The organism is Streptomyces parvulus, from assembly GCF_014648855.1.
In the GTDB taxonomy this organism is placed as follows: Bacteria; Actinomycetota; Actinomycetes; order Streptomycetales; family Streptomycetaceae; genus Streptomyces; species Streptomyces parvulus.
The window spans coordinates 199,663-222,561 of sequence record NZ_BMRX01000009.1 but is presented as its reverse complement, the minus strand read 5'-3'; the positions used below and the strand labels follow the sequence as shown (position 1 = coordinate 222,561).

25 protein-coding genes and 4 tRNA genes are annotated in these 22,899 nt (G+C 71.5%); 22 read left to right on the top strand and 7 right to left on the bottom strand.

Annotated features, from left to right (window positions below):
• Positions 1–2 precede the first annotated feature (2 nt).
• From IE108_RS19305 to IE108_RS19285, 5 genes are all read left to right on the top strand, one after another.
• The gene (locus IE108_RS19305) at positions 3–1,601 is read left to right on the top strand and encodes a complex I subunit 4 family protein (protein WP_064729308.1); all 1,599 of its coding nucleotides are present in this window, start codon (positions 3–5) and stop codon (positions 1,599–1,601) included.
• A complete protein-coding gene (locus tag IE108_RS19300; RefSeq protein ID WP_064729309.1) occupies positions 1,598–3,166 on the top strand; it encodes an NADH-quinone oxidoreductase subunit N in 1,569 nt (522 codons plus the stop codon). The genes IE108_RS19305 and IE108_RS19300 overlap by 4 nt, the downstream gene beginning before the upstream one ends.
• 261 nt (positions 3,167–3,427) lie before the next feature.
• Complete coding sequence (gene htpX, locus IE108_RS19295; RefSeq protein WP_064729310.1) at positions 3,428–4,291, top strand: zinc metalloprotease HtpX; 864 nt, start codon at positions 3,428–3,430, stop codon at positions 4,289–4,291.
• Entirely contained in the window at positions 4,288–4,704 is a 417-nt protein-coding gene (locus IE108_RS19290; protein ID WP_064729311.1) for a YccF domain-containing protein, read from the top strand. The genes htpX and IE108_RS19290 overlap by 4 nt, the downstream gene beginning before the upstream one ends.
• Positions 4,705–4,801: 97 nt before the next feature.
• Positions 4,802–5,392, top strand: a complete 591-nt coding sequence (locus tag IE108_RS19285; RefSeq protein WP_064729312.1) for an SMI1/KNR4 family protein — start codon at positions 4,802–4,804, stop codon at positions 5,390–5,392.
• 58 nt (positions 5,393–5,450) lie between these two features.
• On the opposite strand, the gene IE108_RS19280 is transcribed toward IE108_RS19285, so the two are convergent.
• Positions 5,451–6,695, bottom strand: a complete 1,245-nt coding sequence (locus IE108_RS19280; protein ID WP_064729313.1) for an APC family permease — start codon at positions 6,693–6,695, stop codon at positions 5,451–5,453.
• Positions 6,696–6,833: 138 nt separating this feature from the next.
• Here IE108_RS19280 and IE108_RS19275 point away from each other — a divergent pair, with 138 nt between their 5' ends.
• A complete protein-coding gene (locus tag IE108_RS19275) occupies positions 6,834–7,100 on the top strand; it encodes a GlsB/YeaQ/YmgE family stress response membrane protein (protein ID WP_064729314.1) in 267 nt (88 codons plus the stop codon).
• 67 nt (positions 7,101–7,167) lie between these two features.
• Here the strand turns inward: IE108_RS19275 and IE108_RS19270 are convergent, their stop codons facing one another.
• Entirely contained in the window at positions 7,168–7,656 is a 489-nt protein-coding gene (locus IE108_RS19270; protein WP_003974333.1) for a YajQ family cyclic di-GMP-binding protein, read from the bottom strand.
• A 146-nt stretch (positions 7,657–7,802) separates the two neighbouring features.
• Between IE108_RS19270 and IE108_RS19265 the strand changes: the two genes are divergently transcribed.
• Positions 7,803–7,935 (top strand) — tRNA-Phe (locus IE108_RS19265).
• Between the two features lie 74 nt (positions 7,936–8,009).
• Here the strand turns inward: IE108_RS19265 and IE108_RS19260 are convergent.
• A complete protein-coding gene (locus IE108_RS19260; protein ID WP_107420246.1) occupies positions 8,010–8,543 on the bottom strand; it encodes a hypothetical protein in 534 nt (177 codons plus the stop codon).
• A 107-nt stretch (positions 8,544–8,650) separates the two neighbouring features.
• Here IE108_RS19260 and IE108_RS19255 point away from each other — a divergent pair, with 107 nt between their 5' ends.
• The gene (locus tag IE108_RS19255; protein WP_064729315.1) at positions 8,651–8,869 is read left to right on the top strand and encodes a hypothetical protein; all 219 of its coding nucleotides are present in this window, start codon (positions 8,651–8,653) and stop codon (positions 8,867–8,869) included.
• A 164-nt stretch (positions 8,870–9,033) separates the two neighbouring features.
• Here IE108_RS19255 and IE108_RS19250 read toward each other — a convergent pair whose 3' ends face one another.
• Positions 9,034–9,690 carry an NAD(P)H-binding protein gene (locus tag IE108_RS19250; protein WP_064729316.1) on the bottom strand — a complete coding sequence of 219 codons (657 nt, stop codon included), beginning with the start codon at positions 9,688–9,690 and terminating at the stop codon, positions 9,034–9,036.
• 134 nt (positions 9,691–9,824) lie between these two features.
• Positions 9,825–11,096 (bottom strand): amidohydrolase family protein, encoded by a 1,272-nt coding sequence (locus IE108_RS19245; RefSeq protein ID WP_064729317.1) that lies wholly within the window; start codon positions 11,094–11,096, stop codon positions 9,825–9,827.
• A gap of 212 nt (positions 11,097–11,308) precedes the next feature.
• Here IE108_RS19245 and IE108_RS19240 point away from each other — a divergent pair.
• The 8 genes from IE108_RS19240 to IE108_RS19205 all read left to right on the top strand — a co-directional run bounded on the left by IE108_RS19240 (position 11,309) and on the right by IE108_RS19205 (position 16,314).
• Positions 11,309–11,381 (top strand) — tRNA-Thr (locus tag IE108_RS19240).
• Between the two features lie 46 nt (positions 11,382–11,427).
• Positions 11,428–11,500, top strand: a tRNA-Met gene (locus IE108_RS19235).
• An 89-nt stretch (positions 11,501–11,589) separates the two neighbouring features.
• Complete coding sequence (rpmG, locus tag IE108_RS19230) at positions 11,590–11,754, top strand: 50S ribosomal protein L33 (protein WP_003948671.1); 165 nt, start codon at positions 11,590–11,592, stop codon at positions 11,752–11,754.
• A 123-nt stretch (positions 11,755–11,877) separates the two neighbouring features.
• Entirely contained in the window at positions 11,878–12,330 is a 453-nt protein-coding gene (locus tag IE108_RS19225) for a MaoC family dehydratase N-terminal domain-containing protein (RefSeq protein WP_064729318.1), read from the top strand.
• Positions 12,331–12,371: 41 nt separating this feature from the next.
• Positions 12,372–12,788, top strand: a complete 417-nt coding sequence (locus IE108_RS19220; RefSeq protein WP_107420467.1) for a MaoC family dehydratase — start codon at positions 12,372–12,374, stop codon at positions 12,786–12,788.
• Positions 12,789–12,922: 134 nt separating this feature from the next.
• Positions 12,923–13,495 (top strand): TetR/AcrR family transcriptional regulator, encoded by a 573-nt coding sequence (locus tag IE108_RS19215; protein ID WP_064729319.1) that lies wholly within the window; start codon positions 12,923–12,925, stop codon positions 13,493–13,495.
• A 112-nt stretch (positions 13,496–13,607) separates the two neighbouring features.
• Complete coding sequence (locus IE108_RS19210; RefSeq protein WP_064729320.1) at positions 13,608–15,089, top strand: MFS transporter; 1,482 nt, start codon at positions 13,608–13,610, stop codon at positions 15,087–15,089.
• Between the two features lie 169 nt (positions 15,090–15,258).
• Positions 15,259–16,314, top strand: coding sequence for a UDP-N-acetylmuramate dehydrogenase (locus tag IE108_RS19205; RefSeq protein WP_064729321.1), 1,056 nt, complete (start codon positions 15,259–15,261; stop codon positions 16,312–16,314).
• A gap of 19 nt (positions 16,315–16,333) precedes the next feature.
• Here IE108_RS19205 and IE108_RS19200 read toward each other — a convergent pair whose 3' ends face one another.
• Together IE108_RS19200 and IE108_RS19195 are read right to left on the bottom strand one after the other, a co-directional pair.
• Positions 16,334–17,365 carry an adenosine deaminase gene (locus IE108_RS19200; RefSeq protein WP_064729322.1) on the bottom strand — a complete coding sequence of 344 codons (1,032 nt, stop codon included), beginning with the start codon at positions 17,363–17,365 and terminating at the stop codon, positions 16,334–16,336.
• Positions 17,366–17,486: 121 nt separating this feature from the next.
• Positions 17,487–18,713: a pyridoxal phosphate-dependent aminotransferase gene (locus IE108_RS19195; protein WP_064729323.1), complete on the bottom strand. Its 1,227-nt coding sequence runs from the start codon at positions 18,711–18,713 to the stop codon at positions 17,487–17,489.
• Positions 18,714–18,984: 271 nt separating this feature from the next.
• Here IE108_RS19195 and IE108_RS19190 point away from each other — a divergent pair.
• From IE108_RS19190 to IE108_RS19165, 6 genes are all read left to right on the top strand, one after another.
• A tRNA-Trp gene (locus IE108_RS19190) sits at positions 18,985–19,057 on the top strand.
• A gap of 108 nt (positions 19,058–19,165) precedes the next feature.
• The gene (gene secE, locus IE108_RS19185) at positions 19,166–19,447 is read left to right on the top strand and encodes a preprotein translocase subunit SecE (protein WP_064729324.1); all 282 of its coding nucleotides are present in this window, start codon (positions 19,166–19,168) and stop codon (positions 19,445–19,447) included.
• A gap of 80 nt (positions 19,448–19,527) precedes the next feature.
• Complete coding sequence (nusG, locus tag IE108_RS19180) at positions 19,528–20,391, top strand: transcription termination/antitermination protein NusG (protein ID WP_064729325.1); 864 nt, start codon at positions 19,528–19,530, stop codon at positions 20,389–20,391.
• A gap of 179 nt (positions 20,392–20,570) precedes the next feature.
• Positions 20,571–21,005, top strand: a complete 435-nt coding sequence (gene rplK / locus IE108_RS19175; RefSeq protein WP_003974315.1) for a 50S ribosomal protein L11 — start codon at positions 20,571–20,573, stop codon at positions 21,003–21,005.
• Positions 21,006–21,089: 84 nt separating this feature from the next.
• Complete coding sequence (gene rplA / locus IE108_RS19170) at positions 21,090–21,815, top strand: 50S ribosomal protein L1 (RefSeq protein ID WP_064729326.1); 726 nt, start codon at positions 21,090–21,092, stop codon at positions 21,813–21,815.
• Between the two features lie 163 nt (positions 21,816–21,978).
• Complete coding sequence (locus tag IE108_RS19165) at positions 21,979–22,824, top strand: SCO4651 family lipoprotein (RefSeq protein WP_064729327.1); 846 nt, start codon at positions 21,979–21,981, stop codon at positions 22,822–22,824.
• The last annotated feature ends 75 nt before the right edge of the window (positions 22,825–22,899 follow it).

Sequence of the window (22,899 nt, the reverse complement as noted above, 5' to 3'; positions counted from 1 at the left end):
GCGTGATCGATATCAACGAGTCCGTGATGCAGTTTCTTCTGGCGTTCGTCGTCGTCGGCCCGCTCCTCGGCGCCGTCACCGCTCTGCTGCCCGCCCCGCCCGGGCTGAAGGGGAAGTCTCCCGAGCAGGCCGTCCTGCGGCACGGAGTCACCGTCACCGGTGCCGTACTCATCGCGGCGATCGTCCTCGTGCTCGGCTTCGACCACGACCATCCGTCGAAGATGCAGGCCAGCACGGACATCAGCTGGATCCCGGCACTCGACGTGCGCATCCACCTCGGCATCGACGGCATCTCCCTCCCCCTCCTGGTCCTGACCGCGCTGCTGACCTTCCTCTGCGCGCTCTACTCGTACTTCAGGCAGCGGGACGAGCGGCCCGAGACCCACTCCGGCGGCAAGGGCCCGGCGGGCTTCGTCGCCTTGCTGCTCGTCCTGGAGGCCGGCACCCTCGCCACCTTCGCCGCCCTCGACCTCATCCTGTTCTTCCTCGCCTTCGAGACGGTCCTCATCCCGATGTACTTCCTCATCGCCCGCTGGGGCGGCGAGGGACGGGCCGGGGCCGCATGGAAGTTCATCCTCTTCACGCTCCTCGGCTCCGTCGTCATGCTGCTCGGTCTGCTCGTGATCGGAATCACGGCGGGCACATTCGACATGGTGGCACTCGCCACTGACAACGGCCGGTCGCTGACCACATCCGTGCAGGTCATCGCCGTTCTGGCGATCGGGATCGGACTCGCGGTGAAGACCCCGATGTGGCCGCTGCACAGCTGGCTGCCGGACGCCCACACCGCGGCGCCGACCGTCGGCTCGGTCCTGCTGGCCGGCGTACTGCTCAAGATGGGTACGTACGGGTTCGTGCGGATCCTGCTCCCCATCGCGCCGGACGGCATGAGCACGTTCGCGCCCTACCTCGCCGCCTTCGCCGTGGTCGGCATCATCTACGGCTCCCTGGCCTGCCTCGCCCTCGCCAGACGGGGCGCGAAGGGCGATCTCAAGCGCCTCATCGCCTACTCCTCCGTCGGCCACATGGGCTTCGTGCTGCTCGGCATCGCGACCATGACCCCGACCGGCGTGAACGGCGCCCTGTTCGCCAACATCGCCCACGGCCTCATCACCGGCCTGCTCTTCTTCGTGGTCGGCGCGCTCAAGGACCGCACCGGCACCACCGACCTCGACACACTCGCCGAGGAGACCGGCGCCGCGCTGTACGGCAAGGCGCCCCGCCTCGGCGGTCTGCTCGCCTTCGCCGCGGTCGCATCGCTCGGCCTGCCGGGCCTGGCCGGGTTCTGGGGCGAGATGCTGGCCCTGTTCGGCGCCTTCGACCCCCACGACGACCTCAGCCGGCCGGCCTTCCTCACGTTCATGGCGATCGCCGCGTTCGGCACCCTGCTGACGGCCGCGTACATGCTGATCGTGGTCCGCCGCGTCTGCATGGGCGCCCAGCGGCCGGAAGCCCCCAAGCTCGCCGACGTACGCACGTTCGAGTTCGCCGCCTGGACCCCGCTCGTCGCCCTCACCGTCGTCGCCGGGCTGTGGCCGAGGACCCTCCTCGGGCTGACCGACCCGGCCGTGCAGCAGCTCCTCTCAGGAGGCACCCGATGAGCTTGCAGGCCCACGACCTCGCCGGACCGGCGCACGCGCTCGCCGGATCCGCGCACCAGCCCCTGGCCCAGAACCTCGTCCAGTCCGTCGACTGGCTCGCCATCGCGCCGCCCACCATCGCGGCCGTCGTCGGACTCGCCGTCCTCGTCACCGACCTGTTCCTCAAGGACGCCCGGAAGCCGCTGCTCGGCTGGATGTCGGTCGCGGGACTCGCCGCCGCGGCGCTCATGCTGCTGCCCCTGGTGAACGGCGACCGCTCGACCTTCTGCCGGACCGGCGACGCGGGAGTCTGCAGCTACACCGCGGACACCTTCACCCTCGTCGTCCAGTTCCTCGTCCTAGGCGGCGCCCTGGTCACCGCGCTCCTCTCGGTCACCGCCGTCAAGGACGCCGAGCGGGGACTGCCCGAGGGCGAGTTCTGGTTCCTGCTGCTGTCCTCGGCGGCCGGCGCCGCGCTGCTGCCCGCCTCCCGCGACCTCGCGACCCTGATCGTCGCCCTGGAGGTCGCCTCCCTGCCCGCCTTCGCCCTGGTGGGCCTGCGCCAGGGCGACCGCAGGTCCTCCGAGGCCGCCCTGAAGTTCTTCCTGTCCTCGGTCACCGCCACCGCGGTCAGCCTCATGGGCATCAGCTTCGTGTACGCCTCCACCGGCACCCTCTACCTCACCGAGGTGGCCGACCGCATCCAGCACGTCGACGGCCGGCTCACCACGCTCGTCCAGACCGGCGTCGTCCTCACCCTCGTCGGCTTCGCCTTCAAGACGGCGGCCGTGCCCTTCCACTTCTGGGTGCCCGACACCTACGTCGGCGCACCCCTGCCGATCGCGGCGTACCTGTCGGTGATCGGCAAGGCGGTCGGCTTCTCCGGCCTGATCCTCGTCACGGTCGTCGCCCTCCCGTCCTACGCCGACGTCTGGGGCCCCGCCCTGGCGGCGCTGGCCGCCCTCACCATGACCGTCGGCAACGTCGGAGCCCTCCGGCAGCAGGCCACGCGCGCGTACAGCGCGGTACGCCTGCTCGCCTGGTCCTCCGTCGGCCAGGCCGGCTACCTCCTGGTGCCGATCGCCGCCGCCGCGTACTCCGACGACCCGGAACGGTCCATCGGCTCCACCGTCGCCTACGCCCTCATGTACGCCGCCGTGAACCTCGGCGCCTTCGCGGTGGCCGCCCTGGTGGGCCGCACCCGGTCCCTGAACCGCGTCGCGGACTACCGCGGCCTGTACGCGTCCAACCCCCTCACCGCCCTGCTCCTGGCGTTCTTCCTGCTCTGCCTCGCCGGGCTGCCGCCCGGCGTCATCGGCCTGTTCGCCAAGGTCACCGTCTTCTCCGCGGCGGTCGACGCCGGACTCGGCTGGCTGGCCGTCGTCATGGCGGTCAACGTCGTGATCGCGCTCTTCTACTACCTCCAGTGGACCGCCCTGCTGTTCCGGGCGCCCGCCGAGCCGGCCCCCGGCCACCGCGTGCCCGCCCCCCTCACGGCGGCGATCACCGTGGCGGCGGTCCTCGCCCTCGCCCTCTCGGGAGCACCCCAGCTGATCCTGCGCTTCACCGGCACCGGCCTCTTCTGAGCCGGGCCGCCCCGGCACCCGCGCGTACCGCGTCCGTCCTCCCCGCGCGCGTGCCCGCGCCGGGGTCCGTCACCCGTACGGACCACGCCTCCCGCCGAGAGCGCCGGGGAACTGGTGGCCCTCGCCTGGCGTTGACCAGTACGGAAGGGTCCACTGGACGTGACGCCACGGCACCAGTGGCACCGGAGACCAGGAAGCAACCACAGCGAGCGAGACCAGCAAGCGAAGGGTTCCCCTGCCGCACCACTTGGAGGGCGTACCGTGCACCGCCGGCGCAACGGGCTCAGGACCGCAGTACTCCTCGGGGGACTGTCGGCACTCATCATCGTCATCGGCAGCTTCTTCGGCCGGCCCGGGCTCGTCGTCGCCGTACTCGTCGCCCTGGGCACCAACGCGTACGCGTACTGGAACAGCGACAAGCTGGCGCTGCGCGCCATGCGGGCCCGGCCGGTCAGCGAGTTCGAGGCCCCGGCGCTCTACCGCATGGTCCGGGAGCTCTCCACGCAGGCCCGCCAGCCCATGCCGCGCCTCTACATCTCACCGACCGAGGCGCCCAACGCCTTCGCGACCGGACGCAACCCGCGCAACGCGGCCGTGTGCTGCACCGAGGGCATCCTGCGCCTGCTCGACGAGCGCGAGCTGCGCGGCGTCATCGGGCACGAACTGAGCCACGTCTACAACCGGGACATCCTGATCTCGTCCGTCGCGGGCGCTCTGGCCTCCGTGATCATGTTCCTGGTCAACTTCGCCTGGCTGATCCCCGTCGGACGCTCGAACGACGATGACGGGCCGGGTCTGCTGGGCATGCTCCTCATCATGCTCCTCGGTCCGCTCGCAGCCACCGTCATCCAGCTGGCCATCAGCCGCTCCAGGGAGTACGAGGCCGACGCCTCCGGCGCACAGCTCACCGGCGACCCCATCGCCCTCGCCGGCGCCCTGCGCAAACTCGAGGCGGGGACCAAGCAGCTTCCGCTGCCCCCGGAGCCCCGCATCGAGACGGCCAGCCACATGATGATCGCCAACCCGTTCCGACCCGGACAGGGGCTGTCGAAGATGTTCTCCACCCACCCGCCGATGGCGGAGCGAATCGCCCGGCTCGAAAAGATGGCAGGTCGTCAGCAGTGAAGACCATCCTCAACGTCATTTGGCTCGTGCTCAGCGGCTTCTGGCTGTTCCTGGCCTACCTGCTCGCGGGCGTGCTGCTCTGCGTCACGATCATCGGAATCCCGTTCGGCATCGCGGCCTTCCGCATCGGCGTCTACGCCCTCTGGCCCTTCGGCTACACGGCGGTTGAGCGCCCGGGCGCCGGAGCCCCCTCCTGCGTCGGCAACGTGCTGTGGCTGGTCCTGGCGGGCTGGTGGCTCGCCCTCGGCCACATCGTCACGGGCATCGCGCTGTGCGTCACGATCATCGGTATCCCGCTCGGCGTCGCCAACTTCAAGCTGATCCCCGTCTCGCTGCTCCCGATGGGACGCGAGATCGTACGGACGGACCAGCCGTTCACGGCCACCGCGGGGGGCCGGCAGACCGGCTGGTAGAGCGGCTGCGGAGCCTTCGGAGGGGCCGAGTTGTCCACAGCCTCCGGGTTGTCCACAGGCCCGCCCGGATGTCGGTGGCGGCCTGCATCATGAACGCATGACCGAGAACGAGCAGTTGCTGGCACGGGTGGCCGACAAGGCACGCAACACCCGCCCGTGGGGCTGGGCTTCCCTGCCCGCACCCGTGGACCGGACGGCCCCGTCCCGGGCCGAGGCCGCCCTCGGCTTCCCCTTGCCTCCCCTGCTCACCGAGCTGTACCGACGGATAGGCGACGGCGGATTCGGCCCGGAGTACGGTCTGCTGCCCCTGCTCGACAGCCCGCCCGCCGACGAGCCCGCGGCCGTCCCCCAGTACCTCGCCAACCGGGAGGGCGGACGCAAGGACCCCGACTGGCCCTGGCCCGAGGGCGTCCTGCCGATATCCCACTGGGGCTGCGCGATGTACGCCTGCGTGGACTGCCGTTCCCCGCAGGCCACCGTCCTCCTCTTCGAGCCCAACGCCGGCGATGCCGACCAGGCCTGGTACCTCGACGCCCCGAGCCTCGCGGACTGGCTGCGGACCTGGCTCGACGGCACGGGCTGGTACGAGGAGGACAGCGAGGGACCGGACCTGCTCCCGTGGGCCGACTTCGCCCGGCGGACGGGCAGGGATCCCGCGACGGCCACCCCGCCCCTCCACGCCTCCTGAGAGCCTCGACCCACCCTGGCTCCATACGACGCATCCGCGCCCGACCGACCGGGCACCCCTACCGAGAGGCCCGCCGCCCCCGCACGCCGTACGCGACCGCACCCACCGCCAGCACACCCACACCCACGACGACTGACGCCGCCGGAAGCGCGAACGCCAGCACCGCACACCCGACGAGTCCGAGCGCCGGCACCACCCGCGACGCCGCCGACCGGTCCAGCGTCCAGGCCGACGCGTTGGCCACCGCGTAGTACACGAGCACACCGAAGGAGGAGAAACCGATGGCGCCCCGCAGATCCACCGTCGCCGCCAGGACGGCGACCACCGCGCCCACCGCCAGCTCCGCCCGGTGCGGTACCCGGAAACGGGGATGCACCGCCGCCAGCGCCTCGGGCAGCTGACGGTCCCGGGCCATGGCGAGCGTCGTCCGCGACACTCCGAGGATCAACGCGAGCAGCGCACCCAGGGCGGCGACCCCCGCGCCCGCCCGCACGACCGGAGCCAGCTCCGCCACGCCCGCCGCCCGCACCGCGTCCACCAGCGGCGCCGGCGACCGCCCCAGCGCGACCGGTCCCAGCACGGAGAGGACGGCCACCGCGACACACGCGTACACCGCCAGCGCGATCCCCAGCGCCAGGGGGATCGCGCGGGGAATGGTGCGCCGGGGATCCCGCACCTCCTCACCCAGGGTCGCGACGCGTGCGTACCCGGCGAACGCGAAGAACAGCAGCCCGGCCGCCTCCAGCACCCCGCCGGCGCCCTCCGGCACCCCGACGCCCAGCCGCCCGGGATCGGACCGACCCGACCCCAGACAGACCGCCACCACGGAAGCGAGGACGGCCAGGACGACCGCCACGATCACCCGCGTGAGCCAGGCGGACTTCTGCACACCGCCGTAGTTCACCGCGGTCAGCGCCACGACGGCGGCGACTGCCACCACATGCGACCACTCGGGCCAGACGTACGCGCCCACGGTGAGCGCCATGGCAGCACAGGAGGCCGTCTTCCCGACGATGAACGACCAGCCCGCCAGACAGCCCCAGAACTCACCGAGCCGCTCGCGCCCGTAGACGTACGCCCCGCCGGAGACGGGATGCCGGGCGGCCAGCCGCGCCGAGGACATGGCGTTGCAGTAGGCCACCGCGGCGGCGACCGCGAGGCCGGTCAGCAGCCCCGTCCCGGCGGCGCCGGCGGCGGGAGCGAGGGCGGCGAAGATCCCGGCGCCGATCATCGCCCCGAGCCCCACGACGACGGCGTCGCCCACACCCAGCGTGCGACGCAACTCCGAACCCGCAGGTGTCATGGGCCGCACCCTACTGATCGGCGCAACCACCGGACGCGGTCACAACGTCCTCTCCGGCAAGAGGACATGAACACCGCGGAGGACAGGACCCCCGGCACTGGGAAGGTGCGGGCACGGCGAGAAGGGCAGGGTCACGGCATGACCGTCATCAGCTGGATCATCCTGGGGCTGCTGGCCGGGGCCATAGCCAAGTTCCTGTTGCCGGGACGGGACCCGGGCGGGCTGGTCGGCACGACCGTCATCGGCATCGCCGGGGCGTTCATCGGCGGCTGGATATCGGCCCGCTGGCTGGACCACCCGATCAGCAAGGACTTCTACGACGGCGCCACCTGGGCGGCGGCGATCGGCGGCGCGCTGGTGCTCCTGATCGGCTACCGGCTCCTCTTCGGCAACTCACGCGACTGACCGCGCGGGAACCGCGGGCGGGAGGGGCGGGCACCGCCGGGTGCCCGCCCCTCCCGCCCGCGGTGACTCAGCGGTAGTTGACGAACTGCAGCGCGAAGTCGAAGTCCTGGCCCTTCAGCAGGGAGATGACCGTCTGGAGGTCGTCACGGCTCTTCGACGAGACCCGCAGCTCCTCGCCCTGCACCTGCGCCTTCACGCCCTTGGGACCCTCGTCGCGGATGAGCTTGGCGACCTTCTTCGCGTTCTCCTGGGAGATGCCCTCCTCGATCGACGCGAAGATCTTGTACTCCTTGCCGGAGAGCTGCGGCTCGCCCGCGTCCAGAGCCTTCAGCGAGATGCCGCGCTTGATCAGCTTGGACTGGAAGACGTCGAGGACGGCGGTCACGCGGTCCTCGGAGTTGGCCTCCATGAGGATCTTCTCCCCGGACCACGAGATCGAGGCGCCCACGCCCTTGAAGTCGTAGCGCTGCGAGATCTCCTTGGCGGCCTGGTTGAGGGCGTTGTCGACCTCCTGCCGCTCGACCTTCGAGACGATGTCGAAACTGGAGTCGGCCATGTCCTGTGGCTCCTTGTATCTGGGTGCGTGTCGGCCCGTGTCGGGTCCGTACCGGCATGTCGCGGCGGCCGCCGAGCCCGCCTGGGTCCCTCGGCCGCATCCGGACCAGCCTAGCCACCCGCCGCCCCCCGAGCGGCGATCAATCGGGTGGCGAAGCACCCCGCCACATCAGGTATTGTTTACGTCGTTGCCACGGAGCGCCGCCGAAAAGCGGCACTGCAGGCAGCGAACCCCGGCGGTGTGGCTCAGCCTTCCCAGGTTCGAATCCTGGCGCCGCCACACGACCGAAAGGGTCTGTGACCAGCAGCAATGCTGATCGCAGGCCCTTTCGTCGTTCACGTGGGCGTGGCCTCTCAGCCAGCCGTCTCGATGGCCTCCGCGGTCGCCCGGCGCAGCGCGCGGTTGGTGATCCAGGTGTTCTTGCCGCCGGTCAGGTGCGGCACCGCGCGGCCCAGCCATTCCGGGTCGCCCAGGAGGTGCGGTCGTCCGTCGTCGACGAGCCGTCGCATCAGGGTCTCCAGCCGGAGGACGTCCACGGCCCGGTAGGGGCGCTCGTGGCGGTCGAAGCGCAGCTGGTGGTTCTCGTGCGGGTCGCGCAGCGTCATGTGCATCCAGCCGGTGCCGCGCCCCGCGACCTTCCCCCGCAGTGTGTACGCGCCCCTGCCGTTCGTGCCCCAGGAGTGCTCGCCCCAGGTGAACCAGATGCCGATCATGATGCGCGACCACGGCGTCAAGCGGCCCTCGGAGTCCGGCTCGTGCTGGAGGAGTCCCTCCGGGCGGAACTCGACCCAGCGGGTGCCCGGGCGGGCGGCGTCGCCGACTCCCCAGCATCCGTCGGTCAGTTCCAAGGGCCCGAGGTTCGTGCCGTGCGCCACCATGCGGGTCATTGAAGCACCGGTGCTGCGAGCACCGGCCGCGCCCTTGGGGGTGCTTCGCGCCGCCTGCACATGCGCGTGGGCGTCCCGCGGGAGGGCGTTGGAGGCAGACTGGGGGCATGGCCTCGACCTCCCGCCGCAGGATCTGCCCCGAGTGCCGTCGCGAGATCGCCGTCGTCGCGGGGCGTTACGCACGCCACGACCCGCCGGGGGCGCGGGACGGCAATGACCTGGTCTCCTGCCCCGGCTCACGCCGCACGGCACAACTCGGGGCGGCGCAGCCGTCCTTGGACGGGTACGTTGTCCCCGAGTTCCCCGGGCAACTGCCCCTCTTCTGACGGCGCGACCCAGCCGGCCCGCGTCCGACCCCGGCCGCCACGGCGCCCGCCCACCGAGTCCGCGCGCCCGGTCCCACCCGGCGGGCCCTGTCCGCCACGCGTCGCACCTGGCGGGCCCAATCCGCCGGACACCGGGCCCGACCGACCGGGAGCCCGGCGCTCCCTCAGTTCCCGGCCACCGACTTCACCGCCACCGAGACCGGTGTCGAGCCGCTGATCAGTTCCAGGGTCAGACCGTGCGTGGCCGGGGTGTCGACCAGTTCCGCCAGGGTCGCGGCCACGTCGTCGCGCGGGACGGGGCCCCGGCCGGTACGGGCCTCCAGCCGGACGAGACCGGTGCCCGCGTCGTCCGTCAGCATGCCGGGGCGCAGGATCGTCCAGTCCAGCCGGTCCAGCGAGCCGACGTGCGCGTCCGCCTCGCCCTTGGCGCGCAGGTAGGCGTCGAAGATCTCGTCGCCCTGGTGGCCGGGATCCGCCCCCATGGAGGACACGATCACGAAGCGCCGCACACCCGCCCGGACCGCCGCGTCCGCGAAGAGGACCGCCGCCGCCTTGTCCACCGTGTCCTTGCGGGCCACCCCGCTCCCGGGGCCCGCGCCCGCGGCGAAGACGGCCGCGTCGGCGCCCCGCAGGCACTCCGCGACCTCCTCCAGCGAGGCCGACTCCAGATCCAGCACGATCGGCTCGGCACCGGCCGCCCGCAGATCGTCGGCCTGCTCGGCCTTGCGGATGATGCCCGCCACCTCGTCACAGCGCGCGGCGAGCAACCGCTCCAGCCGCAGCGCGATCTGACCATGACCACCAGCGATGACAATGCGCATGTCTTCGACCGTACGCCCCGACAGCCGCCCCCGCCGCACGACTTCGGCCCGCTCCCTCCCGGGTACCACCACCGGATGCCGGTGCGCCCCGGCGAGAACGGTGAGGCGGCCGGCCCGCCCCTCGGCACCGTCGGTCAGCTCGACGGGCCCCCGCGCTCCCCCCGCCCCTGCCGAGGCAGCCCCAGGTCGGCGGCCTGGTCCTGGTCCCCGTACTCCCGCACCGCGCTGGTCCGCGACACCACGCACCCCCGGTGCACCACCAGCCGGCTGTACGCCAGGGACAGCGCCCCCGCCAGCCGGTCTCCGCGTACCGCGAGCAGCTCCGCGGGGAAGCCCGCCTCCACCCGCACCTCCGGCAGTCCCAGCGCCGCCCGCGCCGCCGTGCTCACCGCGTCGTAGGCCTCCTCGGGACGCAGCCCGTGCCGCGAGGCGAGCAGGTAGGCCGCCTCCAGGGGATCGCCCCGCCCGACCGGGTTGCAGACGTCCCGGAGCGCGCCGCTCCCGGCGGCGACCCGTACCCCGGCCGCCCGCAGCAGCCGTACCGGAGCCGTGCCGTCCGGGTGGTCGGCGGCGCCGCAGGCGCCCTGCGGCAGGCAGACCACCGTCACCCCGGCCGCCGCGAGCTGTTCCGCGGCCCGGGAGGCGACCTCGGGGGGAAGCAGGCCGAGACCCTCGCAGGGGCCGAGGGTCACCCCCGGGCGCAGCCCGCCCGCCATGGCCGCCAGCCGGGCCAGCCATGCCGGATCGGCGGCGTCCGTGTGCAGGTCGACCGGGCAGCCGTGCTCGGCGGCGACCTCCAGGACCGCCTCCACGTACCCCGCCGGATCGGGATCCAGGTCGGGGCACCCGCCCACCACGTCCGCGCCCATCTTGACCGCGTCCCGCAGCATCGCGAGACCGTCCGCCCCGGCCACCCCCGTCAGCACCCTGGGCATCGCCACCGCAGTCAGCTCCGCCAGCCCGCGCAGCGAACGCCGGGCCCGCAGCACGGCGGTCAGGGCGCCCAGCCCCGCGACGTCGCCCACGCGCACGTGCGCCCGCAGGGCGGTCGCCCCGTGTCCCAGCTGGAGCAGGGCGGCCTCCGTGGCCCGGCGCTGGACGTCCTCGGCCTCGTAGGAGACGGGGCCCGGGACGTCGGCGGTCAGGGCCGTGTCGGGATGGACGTGCGGCTCGGCGGGGGCGGGGAGCAGCAGGTAGCCGGTCAGGTCGACGCGGGTGCCCGGGCCGGGAGCGCGGGCCGGTGTCAGGCTGCCGGCGGTGCCGACGGCCTCGATGCGCCCGCCGTGCAGACGTACGTCGACGGTCCGGCCGTCGGTGAGGCGGGCGCCGGCGAGCAGGAGCGAGCCGCGGTCGGCGGCGCCCGAGGGGGAGGGCGAACGGTGCGGCTGCGGCTGGCTGTCGGGCATCGCGCTCCTCTGGGCTCGGGGCTGCGCAGTGGGGGACGCAAGATCACGCAGAGTGAGTCGAGCCTAGGACCGTGATCAGCCCGTGGCGCGGAGGAGCGCAATAGTCGTACCGGCGCGGTCCGGCCCGTCGGAGCCGCGGGGACGGGACGGGTCAGGGGCGACGAAACGGATTTGGGCGAACGGCGGGCGACCGTGTAATGTCTTCATCGCTCGCCCCAATAGCTCAGTCGGCAGAGCGTCTCCATGGTAAGGAGAAGGTCAACGGTTCGATTCCGTTTTGGGGCTCTGGTGTGAGAGGTTCCCGCCGCGAGGCGGGGCCCGATCGCATCACAGCGGTGTAGCTCAGTCGGTAGAGCAAGCGGCTCATAATCGCTGTGTCACCGGTTCAAGTCCGGTCACCGCTACTGACAGTAGCCGATTGCGGGGTCGGTCCTTCAATCGGCTACTCTTTCCTGCGTTAATATCATCAATCCGTCCGTCAAGGAGCACTCACGTGGCTGCCACCGACGTCCGCCCGAAGATCACGCTGGCCTGCGTGGAGTGCAAGGAGCGGAACTACATCACCAAGAAGAACCGGCGTAACAACCCGGACCGACTGGAGATGAAGAAGCACTGCCCGCGTTGCAACGCGCACACCGCGCACCGCGAGACGCGCTAACAAGGCTCGTACACGAGGCCGTCCCCGAAGCTGGGGGCGGCCTCGCGTCGTTTGGGTCGGCGGACGCCGGGGACGGCACCCGCCGCACAGCAGAGCAGAGCAGCAGCAGGAGGATGCGAACCCATGGCGCTCGACCAGTCGTTCGTGGGGCGGACGTATCCGCCCACCGCGCCCTACGAGGTGGGCCGGGAGAAGATCCGCGAGTTCGCGGAGGCGGTGGGTGACGCCAACCCGGCGTACACGGACGCGGATGCCGCGAAGGCGCTCGGCCACCCCGACGTGATCGCCCCGCCGACCTTCGTGTTCTCGATCACGTTCAAGGCCGCCGCACAGGTCGTCCAGGACCCGCAGCTGGGTCTCGACTACAGCCGGGTCGTGCACGGCGACCAGAAGTTCGCCTACGTCCGCCCGGTGCGGGCCGGCGACCGGCTCACCGTCACCTCGACCATCGAGGGGATCAAGTCGCTGGCCGGCAACGACGTCCTGGACATCCGCGGCGAGGTCCACGACGAGAGCGGCGAGCACGTCGTCACCGCCTGGACCAAGCTCGTGGCCCGCGCGGCCGAGGAGGCGTGAGCACCGTGACCGAACCCACCCCGACCCCGCCCGCCTCCCCGATCGCGTACGGCGACGTCGAGGTCGGCACCGAACTGCCCGCGCAGTCCTTCCCCGTGGACCGCGCCACGCTGGTGCGGTACGCGGGCGCCTCCGGCGACTTCAACCCGATCCACTGGAACGAGAAGTTCGCCAAGGACGTCGGCCTGCCGGACGTCATCGCGCACGGCATGTTCACCATGGCCGAGGCGATCCGCGTCGTCACCGACTGGACCGGCGACCCCGGCTCGGTCGTGGAGTACGGCGTCCGCTTCACCCGGCCCGTCGTCGTCCCGAACGACGACCGGGGTGCCGTGATCGAGGTCAGCGGCAAGGTCGCGGCCAAGCTCGACGACAACCGCGTCCGCGTCGACCTGCTCGCCACCAGCGGCGGCCAGAAGGTCCTCGGCATGTCCAGGGCCGTCGTCCGCCTGGGCTGAACGGCACGGTAAGGGGCGTTCTCCATTGAGGACGCCCCTTACGGCGAGCGGCGGCCGGGGCCCCCGCGCGCGTGCGTGCGATCGGCGCCAGTAACCGCTTGACGTAGTTAGTGATTGAGCACTAACTTACTCGTATGGTCAGGATGAGCGCAGAGGAACGGCGCGAGAGCGTCATCCGCGCGGCGACGACCGAGTTCGCCCGCGGCGGGTACTACGGCACCTCCACGGAGGCCATCGCCAAGCGCGTGGGCGTCTCCCAGCCGTACCTCTTCCGGCTCTTCCCGGGCAAGAAGGCGATCTTCCTGGCGGTGGCCGAGCGCTGCCTGCACGACACGCGCCGGGTGTTCGAGAAGGCGTCCGAGGGGCTGCACGGCGAAGAGGCCCTGCACTCCATGGCCGAGGCCTACACGCAGCTGATCGCGGACCACCCCGAGAAGCTGCAGATGCAGTTGCAGGTGTACGTCACGGTCGCCGCGGCCGAGGCGGCCGGTGACCACGAGTTCGGCGAGATGGTGCGCAGGGGCTGGCTGGAGCTCTGGGACACCGTGCACGTGCCGCTCGGGGGCGACATCGACGAGACGACGACCTTCATGGCGTACGGCATGCTCGTCAACACCCTGGCGGGGATGGGCTTTCCGCCGGGGCACCGGATCTGGGAAGGCCTCTACATCTCCGCACGGGCCAAGGAAGGCCGGAGCGGCGCGTAGGGCGCCGGCGGCCCACGGGATGTGCGTCTGCGACGCCTCCCGTGTGGGCGCAAAAGTTAGTCATCGATCACTAATCCATTACCGCAAGCAGTGCACACCCTCTGGGGGAGAGATGTCACAGCACGGCACGGGACAGAGCACACGCGGCGGGGGAGCGGTCTGGGCCCTCGTCATCACCAGCGTCGCCGGATTCATGGCTGCCCTCGACAACCTCGTCGTCACCACGGCCCTGCCCTCCATCCGCGAGGACCTGGGCGGGGCGCTGCACGACCTGGAGTGGACCGTGAGCGCCTACACGCTCACCTTCGCCGTCCTCCTGATGTTCGGCGCGGCACTCGGCGACCGCTTCGGCCGCCGCAGGCTCTTCACCATCGGCCTGACCGTCTTCACCCTCGCCTCCGCCGCCGCGGCCCTGGCACCCGGCATCGACTCGCTCATCGCCGCCCGCGCGGTGCAGGGCGTCGGCGCGGCGATCATGATGCCGCTCACCCTCACCCTGCTGACCGCCGCCGTCCCGGCGGAGCGCCGCGGGATGGCGTACGGCATCTGGGGCGCCGTCAACGGGCTGGCCGTGGCCTCGGGACCGCTGGTCGGCGGCACCCTCACCGAGCACCTCTCCTGGCAGTGGATCTTCTGGCTGAACGTTCCGCTGGGCCTGGCCCTGCTGCCGCTGGCCCGCCTCCGCCTCGCCGAGTCCCACGGCACCGGCGCGCCGCTCGACCTCCCCGGCACGCTGCTCGCCAGCGGCGGACTCTTCGGGATCGTCTACGGCCTGGTCCGCGGGCCCCTCGACGGCTGGACCGGCTCCGTGGTGCTGACGGCCCTGTTCGCCGGCGCCGCGCTGCTGGCCGGCTTCGTCCTCTACAGCACGCGTGCCAGGAACCCCATGCTCCCCATGCGGCTCTTCCGCTCCCGCGCCTTCGCCGGGATCAACGCGGCGAGCCTGCTGATGTTCCTCGGCATGTTCGGCTCGATCTTCCTGCTCAGCCAGTACATGCAGGGCGTGCTCGGCTACTCGCCCACCGAGGCCGGACTGCGCATGCTGCCCTGGACCGGTATGCCGATGCTCGTCGCGCCCCTCGCCGGCTTCCTCTCCGACCGCATCGGAGGGCGCCCCGTCGTCGCGGCCGGGCTCTTCCTCCAGGCGGCCGGCCTCGGCTACCTCGCCCAGGTGATCACGGCCGACGCCACCTACGCGGCCCAGCTGCCCGGGCTGATCATCAGCGGCATCGGCATGGCCCTGTACTTCGCCCCCGCCTCCGCGCTCGTGATGTCCAGCGTCGTGGCGAAGGAGCAGGGCATCGCGTCCGGCGCGAACAACGCCCTGCGCGAGGTGGGCGGCGCGCTCGGCATCGCGGTCATGTCCTCGATCTTCGCGGCGCAGGGCGGGTACGAGTCCGCCCAGATCTTCGTCGACGGACTGCGGCCCGCCGTCGCGGTCGGCGCGGCCGTGGTGGCCCTCGGAGGCATCGCCGCCCTGCTGGTCCCGGGCGGCCGGACCCCCTCGGACCCCGCGGAAGGCGACGGGAAGTCACTCCGGGGCCCCGCCACCGCCCCGGCCGACACGATCTCCGCCCCCGCGGCCGCTCGCTGACCGCCGCTACGAGACCGTCAGGCGGACCTCCTTGGACGCCGTCAGCCCCGGAGCCGCAGGCCCTCAAGGACGTCGCCCGCCCGCGACGACGGAGGAAGCGCCCCGGCCGTCCGGCCGGGGCGCTTCCCGCTGCCCCGGCCTGTCGGTGCCGTCTCGTAGTCTTGGCGGCGTGCAGGAACTCCACGACGCCCCCCTCGCCCCGCTGACCACCTTCCGACTCGGAGGCCCGGCGACCCGGCTGATCACGGCCACGACCGACGCCGAGGTGATCGCCGCCGTCCGCGACGCCGACGACACCGGCACCCCCCTGCTCCTCATCGGCGGCGGATCCAACCTGGTCATCGGCGACAAGGGCTTCGACGGCACCGCCCTGCACATCGCCACCCGGGGCCTCACCCTCGACGGCACGACGCTGGAGCTCGCGGCCGGCGAGATCTGGTCCGACGCCGTCGCCCGCACCGTCGAGGCCGGACTGGCCGGCGTCGAGTGCCTGGCCGGCATCCCCGGCTCGGCCGGCGCGACCCCCATCCAGAACGTCGGCGCGTACGGCCAGGAGGTCAGCTCCACGATCACCGAGGTCACGGCGTACGACCGCAGGAGCCAGGAGACGGTCGCCCTCTCCAACGCCGCCTGCGACTTCTCCTACCGCCACAGCCGCTTCAAGGCCGAACCCGAGCGGTACGTCGTGCTCCGCGTCCGCTTCGAGCTGGAGGACGCCCGCGGCTTCTCGGCACCCGTCCGCTACGCCGAGACGGCCCGCGCGCTCGGTGTGGAGCCGGGGGACCGGGTCCGGCTGACCGCCGCCCGCGACACCGTGCTCAAGCTGCGCGCCGGGAAGGGCATGGTGCTGAACCCCGACGACCACGACACCTGGTCGGCCGGATCGTTCTTCACCAACCCGATCCTCACGGACGAGGAGTTCGCCGCGTTCCGCGCGCGCGTCGCCGAACGCCTCGGCGACGCGGTGGAGCCGCCCGCCTTCCCGGCCGGCGACGGCCGCATCAAGACCTCGGCGGCCTGGCTGATCGACAAGGCCGGCTTCACCAAGGGGTACGGCGCGGGCCCCGCCCGCATCTCCACCAAGCACACCCTCGCGCTGACCAACCGCGGCGAGGCCACCACCGAGGACCTGCTGGCGCTGGCCCGCGAGGTCGTCGCCGGCGTCCGCGACGCGTTCGGCGTCACGCTGGTCAACGAGCCGGTGACGGTGGGCGTCCGGCTCTAGACAGCCCGGCCGGGGCGGATCATCCCGCCAGCCAGTCGTCCACCCCGGCCAGCAGCCTCCCCTTCACGTCCTCCGGCGCCGCCGACCCGCGGACCGACTGACGGGCCAGCTCCGCCAGCTCCGCGTCCGTGAACGCGTGGTGCTCGCGGGCGAACTCGTACTGGGCCGCCAGTCGCGCCCCGAACAGCAGGGGGTCGTCCGCGCCCAGCGCCATCGGCACCCCCGCCTCGAACAGCCTGCGCAGCGGCACGTCCTCCGGCTTCTCGTAGACGCCCAGGGCGACGTTCGACGCCGGGCACACCTCGCACGTCACCTGGCGGTCGGCCAGCCGCTTCAGCAGCCGCGGATCCTCCGCCGCCCGCACCCCGTGCCCGATCCGGTCCGCCTCCAGGTCGTCCAGGCAGTCCCGCACCGACGCCGGGCCGGTCAGCTCGCCCCCGTGCGGCGCCGACAGCAGCCCGCCCTCGCGCGCGATCGCGAACGCCCGGTCGAAGTCCCGGGCCATGCCCCGCCGTTCGTCGTTGGACAGCCCGAACCCGACGACCCCCCGGTCCGCGTACCGCACCGCCAGCCGGGCCAGCGTCCGCGCGTCCAGCGGGTGCTTCATCCGGTTCGCGGCCACCAGCAGCCGCATCCCGATCCCGGTGTCCCGCACGGTCGTCTCCACCGCGTCCAGGATGATCTCCAGCGCCGGGATCAGCCCGCCGAGCCGCGGGGCGTACGACGTCGGGTCGACCTGGATCTCCAGCCACCCGGACCCGTCCCGCAGGTCCTCCTCCGCGGCCTCCCGCACCAGCCGCTGGATGTCCTCCGGCTCCTGCAGACACGACCGAGCCGCGTCGTACAGCCGCTGGAAGCGGAACCAGCCCCGCTCGTCCGTCGCCCGCAGCTTGGGCGACTCCCCGCGGCCCAGCGCCTCGGTCAGCGTCTCGGGCAGTCGGACACCGTGCTTGTCGGCCAGTTCCAGCAGGGTCGCGGGCCGCATCGACCCGGTGAAGTGCAGGTGGAGATGGGCCTTCGGCAGTTCAGAGACATCACGTACACGCTCCATTCCGCGATCCTGCCGTACGACACGCCCGACCCGACAGCACTTTCCCCGTACGTGGTCTTGCTCGCACAAACAAACAGGGCACCCCGTGACGTTACGGGGTGCCCTGCGGTGCGGAGCGCGATCAGTCCCGCGCCTCCGCCAGCAGCTTCTGGATCCGGCTCACGCCCTCGACGAGGTCCTCGTCACCGAGCGCGTACGACAGCCGCAGGTACCCGGGCGTGCCGAAGGCCTCGCCCGGCACCACCGCGACCTCGGCCTCCTCCAGGATCAGCGCGGCCAGCTCGGCCGTGTCCTGCGGGCGCTTGCCGCGGATCTCCTTGCCGACCAGCGCCTTCACCGACGGGTACGCGTAGAACGCGCCCTTGGGCTCCGGGCACACCACGCCGTCGATCTCGTTGAGCATCCGCACGATGGTCTGGCGGCGCCGGTCGAAGGCCTCCCGCATCTTCGCCACCGCGTCCAGGTCCCCGGAGACCGCCGCGATCGCCGCCGCCTGGGCCACGTTGGACACGTTGGAGGTGGCGTGCGACTGCAGGTTCGTCGCGGCCTTGACGACGTCCTTCGGTCCGATGACCCACCCGACCCGCCAGCCGGTCATCGCGTACGTCTTCGCGACGCCGTTGACCACGACGCACTTGTCGCGCAGCTCGGGCAGCAGCGCCGGCAGGGAGACGGAGAAGGCGTCGCCGTAGACGAGGTGCTCGTAGATCTCGTCGGTCAGCACCCACAGGCCGTGCTCCACGGCCCACTGGCCGATCGCCTCGGTCTCGGCCTCGCTGTACACCGCCCCCGTCGGGTTCGACGGAGAGACGAAGAGGACGACCTTCGTCTTCTCGGTGCGCGCGGCCTCCAGCTGCTCCACGCTCACCCGGTAGCCGGTCGTCTCGTCGGCGACGACCTCGACGGGCACGCCGCCGGCCAGCCGGATCGACTCGGGGTACGTCGTCCAGTACGGCGCCGGGACGATGACCTCGTCGCCCGGGTCGAGGATCGCGGCGAACGCCTCGTAGATGGCCTGCTTGCCGCCGTTGGTGACGAGGATCTGCGACGGGTCGACCTCGTAGCCGGAGTCGCGCAGCGTCTTGGCGGCGATGGCGGCCTTCAGCTCGGGCAGCCCGCCGGCCGGCGTGTAGCGGTGGAACTTCGGGTTCTTGCACGCCTCGACGGCGGCCTCGACGATGTAGTCCGGCGTCGGGAAGTCGGGCTCACCGGCGCCGAAGCCGATCACCGGACGCCCGGCGGCCTTCAGGGCCTTGGCCTTGGCGTCCACGGCGAGGGTCGCGGACTCGGAGATCGCGCCGACTCGGGCGGAGACCCGGCGCTCGGTGGGAGGGGTTGCAGCGCTCATGGCCCCATCGTTCCAGACCGGAAACAGCACCGGCACACGGGTTTCACGGACTGAACAGCACCGGGCGCGGTCCAGAACAACTGTCCGGAACCCCGCGCCCGCCTGGGCGATCTTCGGCCGGTGCCCCCCGGCGGGCCGCCTCGCCGCCCCATTCTGTTCGACGCCCGGCCCGTGAGCACGTACACTCTCACCTCGTTGGCCTTCAGCAGCCCGCGGTCATTCGGTGCACACCAAGCATCCGAGTGGATGCGGTACGTTGGGGGACACACAAAGGGTCGTAGCTCAATTGGTAGAGCACTGGTCTCCAAAACCAGCGGTTGGGGGTTCAAGTCCCTCCGGCCCTGCTACACACACCATCGCCAGGATGTGTGCGCATGTACGTACAGCAATGCACCGCCGTGCGGCTCCAACCGGGCGCGGCACGGCCACGACCCGGAATCAGGTGAGGACGAGTGACGGACGCCGTGGGCTCCATCGACATGCCTGATGCCCAGGACGAGGCGCCGGACAAGAAGTCCCGCAAGGGCGGCAAGCGCGGCAAGAAGGGCCCCCTCAAGCGGCTCGCCCTCTTCTACCGCCAGATCGTCGCGGAACTCCGCAAGGTCGTCTGGCCGACCCGCAATCAGCTGACCACGTACACCACCGTGGTGATCATCTTCGTGGTCATCATGATCGGCCTGGTGACTCTGATTGACTATGGCTTCTCTCACGCCGCCAAGTACGTCTTCGGCTGAGTCGAGAGCGAAGGGCGCCGAGGTACCCGGCGCCCCTTTCGCGTGTTCCACCCCTATGTATCCAGGAAGAAGCAGCCACCGTGTCTGACCCGAACGTGAACGACGCCTTCGAGCCGGTCGAGTCCGTCGAGGACGAGCCCGGCACCGTCGAGGGCGCCGGCAACGAGGACACCCAGGCCTCCGCCGAGGCCGAGGCTGCCGACGACGCCGTCGTCGAAGCGGACGAGACCGCAGAGGCCGAGGACGACGAGGCCGCGGAGACCGCGGAAGCCGCGGACGACGACTCCGCCGAGCAGGTGGAAGAGGCCGCGGAGCCCGAGCCCGAGCTGGACCCGATCGAGGCGCTCCGCCGCGAACTGCGCGTCCTGCCCGGCGAGTGGTACGTGATCCACACCTACGCCGGTTACGAGAACCGCGTGAAGACCAACCTCGAGCAGCGCGCCGTCTCGCTGAACGTCGAGGACTACATCTTCCAGGCCGAGGTGCCGCAGGAAGAGGTCGTCCAGATCAAGAACGGCGACCGCAAGACGATCCGCCAGAACAAGCTCCCCGGCTACGTGCTGGTCCGCATGGACCTGACCAACGAGTCCTGGGGCGTCGTCCGCAACACCCCGGGCGTCACCGGCTTCGTCGGCAACGCCTACGACCCGTACCCGCTGACGCTGGACGAGATCGTCAAGATGCTCGCCCCGGAGGCCGAGGAGAAGGCCGCCCGCGAGGCGGCCGAGGCCGAGGGCAAGCCGGCGCCGCAGCGCAAGGTCGAGGTCCAGGTCCTGGACTTCGAGGTCGGCGACTCGGTCACCGTCACCGACGGCCCCTTCGCCACCCTCCAGGCCACGATCAACGAGATCAACGCCGACTCGAAGAAGGTCAAGGGCCTCGTCGAGATCTTCGGCCGCGAGACCCCGGTCGAGCTGAGCTTCGACCAGATCCAGAAGAACTAGTTCGTCACAGGTTCGGCTGGAGTCACAGCGTCCGAGCAGGTCAGGCCCTCGTGCGAGCGGGCGCCTGACCTGCTCGGTTTTTGGCCGCGCATCTATACCCGCTATCGTTGTGCGGTATGCCTGTGTCCGGGTAGCTCCCGGTCGTGGGCAGGACCCGAATCGAAAGGACCCGGAGAGCCATGCCTCCCAAGAAGAAGAAGGTCACGGGGCTCATCAAGCTCCAGATCCAGGCCGGCGCCGCCAACCCGGCTCCGCCGGTCGGCCCCGCGCTGGGTCAGCACGGCGTGAACATCATGGAGTTCTGCAAGGCCTACAACGCCGCGACCGAGTCGCAGCGTGGCTGGGTCATCCCGGTGGAGATCACGGTCTACGAGGACCGTTCCTTCACCTTCATCACCAAGACCCCGCCGGCCGCGAAGATGATCCTCAAGGCCGCGGGTGTGGAGAAGGGCTCCGGCGAGCCGCACAAGACCAAGGTCGCGAAGATCACGCGTGACCAGGTCCGCGAGATCGCCACCACCAAGATGCCCGACCTCAACGCCAACGACCTGGACCAGGCGGAGAAGATCATCGCCGGTACCGCCCGTTCCATGGGCGTCACGGTCGAGGGCTGACCTCCACCCCCGTAAGCAAGCAGCAGTAGTGGCAGGGCCGGCTCGGCCCGCACCACGACTCCTCAGAAGCCAACAGGAGCAGTAGTGAGCAAGCGCAGCAAGTCTCTCCGCGCTGCGGACGCCAAGATCGACCGGGACAAGCTCTACGCCCCGCTCGAGGCCGTCCGTCTCGCCAAGGAGACCTCCACGAGCAAGTTCGACGGCACCGTCGAGGTCGCCTTCCGCCTGGGTGTCGACCCGCGCAAGGCCGACCAGATGGTCCGTGGCACCGTGAACCTCCCGCACGGCACCGGCAAGACCGCCCGGGTCCTGGTCTTCGCGACCGGCGACCGTGCCGAGGCCGCGCGTGCCGCGGGCGCCGACATCGTCGGCGCCGACGAACTGATCGACGAGGTGTCGAAGGGCCGTCTGGACTTCGACGCCGTCGTCGCCACCCCGGACCTCATGGGCAAGGTCGGCCGCCTCGGCCGCGTGCTCGGTCCCCGTGGTCTCATGCCGAACCCCAAGACCGGCACCGTGACCCCGGACGTCGCCAAGGCTGTCAACGACATCAAGGGCGGCAAGATCGAGTTCCGCGTCGACAAGCACTCGAACCTGCACTTCATCATCGGCAAGACGTCGTTCGACGACACCAAGCTGGTGGAGAACTACGGCGCGGCGCTGGAGGAGATCCTCCGTCTCAAGCCGTCCGCCGCGAAGGGCCGGTACATCAAGAAGGCCGCGATCAGCACCACGATCGGCCCCGGCATCCCGGTCGACTCCAACCGCACCCGCAACCTCCTCACCGAGGAGGACCCGGCGGCGGTCTGAGCCCACGGCTCGCCCAACCGGTTCACGGGCCCCGCACCTTCCGAGGTGCGGGGCCCGTCCCTTTTCCCGCGGCCCTGGGTTAGCGTGCGGGCAGCGGACCGGCGCACGAGGCGCAGGTGGCGCACGAGGCGCAGGTGGCGCACGGGGCACAGGGGGTGGGCGGATGAGGGGCACGGCGATACGCCGCGCGGTCGTCGCGGTCGCGGTGGCGGTCACGCTGGCGGGGGCCACCGCCTGCACCTCCTCCGGCGAGCCCGCCGACCCGGCGAAGCCGTCCTCCTCCGCCGCACCGTCGTCCGCCCCCGCGTCGAGCGACGCCCCCGCCCCGACCGGCCCTTCGGCCGACGCCCTGCGGGCCGTCGAACGGGCCACCGCGCGGGCCGGCTCCGCACGGGTGGACTCCACCACCGTGATGGGCGGCGAGCTGTCCCTGGAGGCCACCGGCGCCCTCGGCTGGCGCGACGGACTCACCGGCACCCTCATGATCACCTACACCGGCGGCACCACCGCCGAGACCATGCGCCGGCTGGGCACCACCGCCATGGAGGCCCGGTACCTGGCCGACGCCTACTACGCCCGCATGGGCGAGGAGTTCGCGAAGCGGCTCGGCGGCCGGCACTGGATCAAGTACGTCTACGCCGACCTGGAGGACCTGGGCGGCGGAGCGGGCGCCGGGTTCGCGGACCAGATGCGCAACACCACTCCCCACCAGGCGGTGAAGCTGCTGCTGACCGCCGAGGACGTGCGCCGGGTGGGCGACGAGAAGATCCGCGGCCGGCGCGCCACGCACTGGTCCGGCACGGTGGGCGGGGCCACCGCCCAGACCGTCGACATCTGGGTCGACGACCGCAATCTCCTGGTCAAGAAGGTCGAGCGGGGCCGGACGAAGACCGGGGAACTGACCCAGACCGCGTACTACGACGACTACGGAGTCACCGTCTCCGCCGCCCGCCCTCCGGCCGCCGACACGGCCGACTTCAAGGAGCTGCTGGCGGCACAGGACGGCTGAACCCCCGGTGTCCAGTGGGAAATTCCCAAGATCGCGCGAACCAACTCGGCTAGGCTCGCGTCCTTGTCGTGGAGG